Annotated in this window: 6 protein-coding genes and 1 pseudogene; 6 read left to right on the forward strand and 1 reads right to left on the reverse strand. The window is 57.4% G+C overall.

Features of this window, described 5'->3' with window-relative positions:
• The 3 genes and pseudogenes from BM017_RS28625 to BM017_RS28640 form a co-directional block, all read left to right on the forward strand.
• Positions 1-690, forward strand: a 690-nt coding sequence (locus BM017_RS28625) for an RHS repeat-associated core domain-containing protein (RefSeq protein WP_139216895.1), incomplete at its 5' end; no start/stop codon positions are given.
• Positions 691-1199: 509 nt separating this feature from the next.
• Positions 1200-2222 (forward strand): annotated as a pseudogene (locus tag BM017_RS28635) (RHS repeat-associated core domain-containing protein); the annotation flags it as partial.
• Positions 2219-2539, forward strand: a complete 321-nt coding sequence (locus BM017_RS28640; RefSeq protein ID WP_092250883.1) for a contact-dependent growth inhibition system immunity protein — start codon at positions 2219-2221, stop codon at positions 2537-2539. The pseudogene BM017_RS28635 and the gene BM017_RS28640, both read left to right, overlap by 4 nt.
• Positions 2540-2705: 166 nt before the next feature.
• Here BM017_RS28640 and BM017_RS28645 read toward each other — a convergent pair whose 3' ends face one another.
• Positions 2706-3935 (reverse strand): M20/M25/M40 family metallo-hydrolase, encoded by a 1230-nt coding sequence (locus BM017_RS28645; protein ID WP_092250886.1) that lies wholly within the window; start codon positions 3933-3935, stop codon positions 2706-2708.
• Positions 3936-4340: 405 nt separating this feature from the next.
• On the opposite strand from BM017_RS28645, the gene BM017_RS28650 reads away from it, so the two are divergent.
• The 3 genes from BM017_RS28650 to BM017_RS28660 all read left to right on the forward strand — a co-directional run.
• Positions 4341-5081, forward strand: coding sequence for a response regulator (locus BM017_RS28650; protein WP_092250889.1), 741 nt, complete (start codon positions 4341-4343; stop codon positions 5079-5081).
• Positions 5078-6382 carry an ATP-binding protein gene (locus tag BM017_RS28655; protein ID WP_071490715.1) on the forward strand — a complete coding sequence of 435 codons (1305 nt, stop codon included), beginning with the start codon at positions 5078-5080 and terminating at the stop codon, positions 6380-6382. The genes BM017_RS28650 and BM017_RS28655 overlap by 4 nt, the downstream gene beginning before the upstream one ends.
• A 186-nt stretch (positions 6383-6568) precedes the next feature.
• On the forward strand, positions 6569-7317 hold a 749-nt coding region (locus BM017_RS28660), incomplete at its 3' end, for a ribonucleotide-diphosphate reductase subunit beta (protein ID WP_139216896.1).

Below are 7317 nucleotides of genomic sequence, written 5' to 3' on the forward strand. Positions count from 1 at the left end.
CTGCACTACAACCGCCATCGCTACTACAATCCGGATGTTGGTCGGTACTTGACGCCGGATTCAGTGAAGTTGGCGGGTGGGATCAATGCTTACCAGTACGTACCCAACCCGACGGGATGGGTAGACCCATTAGGGCTGAGCTCATGTCCTGGCGGAGATGGTTGCAAGCAAGCCGCCATTTCTCAACGCTCTTCGCCAAGCGTCAATGACGGAGAGCCCGCGTTACCCCAACTGACTCGTGCTGAGCGTCAGGCAAGAATTGATGAGCTTGCCGAAGCGAACGCCTATAAGCGTCTGGACGAGCTTGAGAAGGCAACGCCGGGAGCACATTTCCTGGAAAAACACGGCGCACAAACGACACTCGAGTCTCAGCTCGAACGATTAAATACCGCAAGAAACCCGACGACAGGAATTATTGAGCGCTACACATCGGGCCCAAACACAGGGGAACCTAAATACCCACCCGCTGCAACACACTATCTCAGCCATAGGGATCAGCTAAACTCGATATACCGAGCCCAGCTTATTTTTAGACGAAACGGACACGCTGCATCATTAGAACCAATGAATATGGGGAAAATTGTTGGCGAAGGATACTCAAGAGAGGGAATGGAATATAGCCAACAACGTAAAGCAAGGGTGATATTAAACAACCAAGGCCACCCAAAAACTGCATACACGGAGAAATGACCAAAATGAAAAACAAGCCTAGCATGTCAATAATCCGTGGACTACTGTTCACTTACGACATTGAAAACACTGATGACTTAGAGCGAGAGAAACTAATTGCATCAAAAGACGTAAATAATGAAAAAGAACTTGCAGATCTTTTTGACGAGTTAACCAAACCAGAATTTCTCGATTATACGAGGAGTGAGCAGGAGTGGTTCATTGCCTCGATCACACATTTCTTAGCCATCAATGACAATTTTGATGCCGTTTTCAAAAGCATGGCAACCTATTTCAGCGCACCCGTAATTAATCAGAGAAAGTTCATGCAGGTCTTATTGACATGTTTGAAAAACTACTACGACTTGCCAAGATCGGAAAATTAAGAAAACAAGCGTATCCGGCATCTGCCTGGGTAAGTATCGAAGATTTCTAAAAAACCAGCCTCCCCACTTGCGGCAATCGAACTTGCTCGCGTTGGGCCGCGAAGCGGCCCCAATCCAGGCGATGAGGTCTTCAGGTAAATCGGCTACGACGCATTCGGCAACCTCGTCCGCGAACGACGCGGCAAAGGCCATCAACTCGTCACCGAATACCGCTACGACTGCCAGCATCGTCTGATCGTTATTAAAAAACCTAACGGCCAGACCGCCAGCTACCGCTACGACCCGTTTGGGCGGCGTATCAGTAAAACCGTCGACGGCATCACCAAAGAGTTCTTCTGGCAAGGCGACAAACTGATTGCCGAACACCATGCGGATCGGCATCGCAGCTATCTCTACGAACCGGATAGCTTTCGTCCGCTAGCCTTGCTGGAAGGCTTCGGCCCCAAGGAAACCAAGGCCTACCACTACCAACTCGACCACCTTGGCACGCCGCAGGAACTCACTGCCCAAGACGGCGAAATCGTCTGGTCGGCGCATTACCGTGCCTACGGGGAAATCACCCGCCTCGACATCGGAAAAGTCGACAACCCGCTGCGCTTCCAGGGTCAGTATTTCGATCAGGAAAGCGGACTGCACTACAACCGCCATCGCTACTACAATCCGGATGTTGGTCGTTACCTGACGCCGGATCCGGTGAAGCTGGCGGGTGGGATCAATGCTTACCAGTACCTGCCCAATCCGACTGCGTGGGTAGATCCGCTAGGACTGAGCTGTAAAGTTGTAAATTGCCCTGACGGCGTACTAGAAGCACATGAAAATGCCGGCGGGCACTTAATTGAAAAGCATGTTGCACAGACGGGCGCAAAACTGATTACAAGGCTAAATCTGGAACCGCACATACCTGCAGCATCAACGTTCAAAAACCTAGAAGAAGCAGAAGCACTAGTATCTAGGAGCTTAAAAAAACATCGGAACGAAATTTTAGAGTTCTTAGAAGGAGGAAATAACAAACATCTAATCAAAGACAGTTCTAACCGGCCGGTAGGCGTGAGTATTATTAGAGGCACTGAAACCCCCATACCCGTTTACAATTTCATTTTAGTTCTGAAGAAAAGAGCTAATATGCCGGATGGCTATCTATTACTGACAGGATACCCAGAAAAATGAATAATCCACTGACAGAGTTGCAGCAATTTTTCGGTGCTTACTTCAATCAAGACTGGACACTGGAACACTCATCAGCTGACGAAGTCATTGACTCTTTCCTACTTGACTCATCAGAAAGCACAATAATAACTGTAAAAAATGAAATTCTAGAACTAATAAGTAACTATACAGACGAGTCCACCCTTCAAAATAACTTACTACACGAGCAGCACTGTTATTACTACTACCCCAGTCAATGGGCTTCAGGACGATCATGGTTGAATCACATTATTGTGAAATTTAATGAGTACTTGGTAAAACGAGAAAATCCTGATTGAAAAGCACCCTGTGGTGAGCAGGCTTGCCCTGCGTTGGGCCGCAAAGCGGCCCCAATCCAGGCGATAGATGTCTTCAGGTGAAACGGCATTGTCTGTTTTGGGGCTGCTATGCAGCCCAACGCAGGGCAAGCCTGCTCACCACAAAAGGGTGTCAATCAGCAGAAAATCACCGCTTCGAAAGTTCCATAATCATCCGACTCAACAGATAAACCCGCGGCACCACACTCTCCACCTCCGCATACTCCTCCGGCGTATGAATATTCCCGCCAACAATCCCAAACCCATCCAACGTCGGCGTCCCTACCCCGGCTGACAAGCTGGCATCCGCCGCACCGCCACTGCCTTCAATCGTCAACGTCTTGCCCAACTCCCCATAAATCCCCTGGGCAATCGCCACCAGCTTGTCCGACTCCGGCGTCTGCGGCATCGGTGGCAGCCCACGCTGCAGGCTGGTCTTCACTTCGGTCTCGGGGATCAGCTTGTTGGCCGACACCCGTGCCAGGTCCTTCTCGATGCGGTCAAACTCTTCCGGCAATGCCGCGCGCACGTCGGCCTTGGCGGTGGCCTGGTCGGGAATGACGTTGGTGCGGTCGCCCGCCTTGATCACGGTGAAGTTGATGGTGGTTTTCTTCTCTGCATCCCCCAGCTTGCCCAGTTGCAGGATCTGGTGCGCCGCTTCCATGGCGGCGTTACGGCCGAGTTCCGGGGCGACGCCGGCGTGGGCGGCTTTGCCTTTGACTTCGACCACGGCGGTAGCGCTGCCTTTGCGCCACACCACCAGGCCATCGGCCGGGCGCCCGGGTTCGAGGTTGAGGGTGACGTCGTGGGCCTTGGCGGTTTGGCGGATCAGCTCGGAGGCGGCGTCGGAGCCGGTTTCTTCGCTGGCATCGAGCAGGAAGGTGATTTGCGCATAGTCCTTGAAGCCCTGGTCCTTGAGGACTTTGAGCGCGTAGATGCCGGCGACGATGCCGCCTTTGTCATCCATCACGCCGGGGCCATAGGCGCGGCCGTCCTTGATGTGGAACGGGCGCTCGGCGGCCGAGCCTTCCTTGAACACGGTGTCCATATGGGCCATCAACAGGATTCTGGCTTTGCCGGTGCCCTTGAGGGTGGCGACCACGTGGCTGTTGTTGGCGGCTTTGTCCGGCACCAGCTCGATGGAAAAGCCCAGCTGTTTCAGCTCATCCACGGCGATGTCGCGCACTTGGGTCAGGCCCGGTTCATAACCTGAGCCCGAGTCGATATTTACCAGGCGCTCCAGCAGTTTCAGGGCGTCGGCCTTGTAGTGTTCGGATTGGGCCTGGATCTGTTTATGGGGCTCGGCGCTGTAGGCCGGCACAGCGAAGGACACGGCCAGGGTGGCGGCCAGGAGGGTACGGCGGAAGGTGAAGAGCATGAACCGATCCTTGTTTTTGTTGGAAGGTGCCGTGACACCCTACCCCACAGACTGATCGCAACCAACCCTCGCGCACCGCACCGCCACACCCAGCAACAGAGCAGCCGTGATGCGTTGCATCAGAGGGCGTGAGCAAGTGCACCCTCAACGAAGCCCTCGACCGCCTGCGCGGGCGCAACCTGCTCGCTTCCAGCCAAGGCCGTGTCTATTCACTAGAAATATTAGAAATTTATTAGTACATAACCGTTTATCGGCTATGCAGCGGGATAAAACCTGTCGCACCAGCCTTTTTGCTTCGTCATGTATCTCCTTATCGACAGATACACTGCAATACAAAGGGTACAAGGCAAGGCCGGCGCCAGTGGCTAGACTGCGCCCCAACGAGCATTTAACGAGGAAGGCAGCATGGATCATGTCGATCACATCCTGATCGTCGATGACGACCGGGAAATCCGCGAACTGGTGGGCAACTACCTGAAGAAGAACGGCTTGCGCACCACCGTGGTCGCCGACGGCCGCCAGATGCGCAGCTTCCTCGACACCACTCCGGTGGACCTGATCGTGCTGGACATCATGATGCCCGGCGACGACGGTTTGCAGCTGTGCCGCGAGCTGCGGGTGGGCAAGCATAAAGCCACGCCGGTGTTGATGCTGACCGCACGCAACGATGAAACCGACCGCATCATCGGCCTGGAAATGGGCGCGGACGATTACCTGGTCAAACCGTTCGCCGCCCGTGAGCTGCTGGCGCGCATCAACGCGGTGCTGCGCCGCACGCGGATGCTGCCGCCGAACCTGGTGGTCAGCGAAACCGGGCGGCTGATCCGCTTCGGCCGTTGGCGCCTGGACACCACCGCCCGCCACCTGCTCGACGAAGACGACACCCTGGTCGCCCTGAGCGGCGCCGAATACCGCTTGCTGCGGGTGTTCCTCGATCACCCCCAGCGCGTGCTCAACCGCGACCAGTTGCTCAACCTGACCCAGGGCCGCGACGCCGATCTGTTCGACCGTTCCATCGACCTGCTGGTGAGTCGCCTGCGCCAACGCCTGCTGGACGACGCCCGCGAACCGGCCTACATCAAGACCGTGCGCAGCGAGGGCTACGTGTTCTCCCTGCCGGTGGAAATCCTCGAGGCCGAGCAATGACCTTAAGGTTTGGCTGGCCGCGTACCCTGGCGTCACAGTTGTCGCTGATCTTCCTGATCAGCCTGGTGTGCGCCCATGGCTTGTCCTTCAGCGCGCAGTTCTATGAGCGCTACATCAGCGCGCGCACCGCCATGCTGGGCAACCTGGAAAACGACGTGGCCACCTCGGTGGCGATCCTCGACCGGCTGCCCGCCGACGAGCGCGCCAGCTGGCTGCCGCGCCTGGATCGGCAAAACTACCGCTACCTGCTCAACGCCGGCGAAACTGGCGAGCCGATGCGCAGCGACGACGTGCCCATGGCCGCCACCTCGATTGCCGATGCATTGGGTGAACACTACGCGCTGACCTTCCGCGACATCCCCGGGATGCAGAAGCACTTCCAGGCGCACCTGACCCTGGCCGACGGCAACCCGATCACCCTCGACGTGCGCCCCTCCATGCTGCCCGTCGCGTACTGGCTGCCGGTGGTGCTGGTGCTGCAACTGGCGCTGCTGCTGGGCTGCACCTGGTTCGCCGTGCGCCTGGCCATCCGCCCGCTGACCCGCCTGGCGCGCGCCGTGGAGACCCTGGACCCTAACGCTCACCCCACGCCGCTGGACGAAACAGGCCCCACCGAAGTAGCCCATGCCGCGGTTGCGTTCAACGCCATGCAACAACGCATCGCCGAATACCTGAAGGAACGCATGCAGATCCTCGCGGCAATTTCCCATGACCTGCAAACCCCGATCACCCGCATGAAACTGCGCGCCGAATTCATGGAGGATTGTGCCGAACGCGACAAACTGTGGAGCGACCTCGGGGAGATGGAGCACCTGGTGCGCGAGGGCGTGGCCTACGCACGCAGCGTCCACGGCGCCACCGAAGCCAGCCACCGCATCAACCTCGACGCCTTCCTTGACAGCCTGGTGTTCGACTACCAGGACATGCACAAACAGGTGAGCCTCAGCGGCAAAAGCGCGGTAGTTCTCGACACCCGCCCTCACGCCCTGCGCCGGGTGCTGGTGAACCTGGTGGACAACGCCCTCAAGTTCGCCGGCGCCGCGCAACTGGAGGTCGGTTCGACCGCCGATGGCGAGCTGTCGATCAAGGTGCTCGACAACGGCCCGGGCATTGCCGAGGACGAACTGGTGCAGGTGATGCAGCCGTTCTACCGCGTGGAAAGCTCACGCAACCGCGGCACCGGCGGCACCGGCCTGGGGCTGGCGATTGCCCAGCAACTGGTGGTGGCGATCGGGGGCTCGTTAACGTTGAGCAACCGGCCGGAAGGTGGGTTGTGCGCGCAGATCAAGATCAGCCTTTAAAGCAGGCCAACGTGATTGCTGCACGTTGACCAGCCTTGTTACACACCATATAGTGTGCCCACAAACAGACCCGACCACTACATAGTGTGCAGCATCGGTATTTATCGACCACACTATGCGCAGTATTTCAATGCCTTGAAGCCTGCAAAAACACTTATTTTTCGAATACCAGGAAGGAGCATTTCCATGCTGAGTTGGGATGAAGTCGACAACGAAGACACCGGTGCAGCGGTGATCAAGGGCGCCAACGCCGGCCACGCCAGCGAAGCCAACATGGACCGCCTCGACGGTGCCGGCGCCGCGGCTGCGCTGGAAGCCCGTAACGTGACCGCCAACGACTCCGCCGCCATCGTGCGCGCCAAGGCTGCGCTGGACAAACTCGACGTCGCCGAAGGCCTCGCCGAACTCGAAGGCGCCTCCGCCCGCGTCGCCGTCGACGAAAAGCGCATGATCAACTGCCGCGCCGACCTCAACCAACTCGTGCCGTTCAAGTACGACTGGGCCTGGCAGAAGTACCTCGACGGCTGCGCCAACCACTGGATGCCGCAAGAGGTCAACATGACCGCCGACATCGCCCTGTGGAAAAACCCCGAAGGCCTGACCGACGACGAACGCCGCATCGTCATGCGCAACCTCGGCTTCTTCTCCACCGCCGACTCCCTGGTCGCCAACAACCTGGTGCTGGCCGTGTACCGACTGATCACCAACCCGGAGTGCCGCCAGTACATCCTGCGCCAGGCCTTCGAAGAAGCGATCCACACCCACGCCTATCAGTACTGCATCGAATCGTTGGCCATGGATGAAGGCGAGATCTTCAACATGTACCACGAGATCCCATCGGTCGCCAAAAAGGCCGCCTGGGGCCTGAAGTACACCCGCTCGATCTCCGATCCGAAGTTCGAAACCGGCACCGTCGAAACCGACAAAGAGCTGCT

This window comes from Pseudomonas sp. NFPP04, assembly GCF_900113815.1.
Classification (GTDB): Bacteria; Pseudomonadota; Gammaproteobacteria; order Pseudomonadales; family Pseudomonadaceae; genus Aquipseudomonas; species Aquipseudomonas extremorientalis.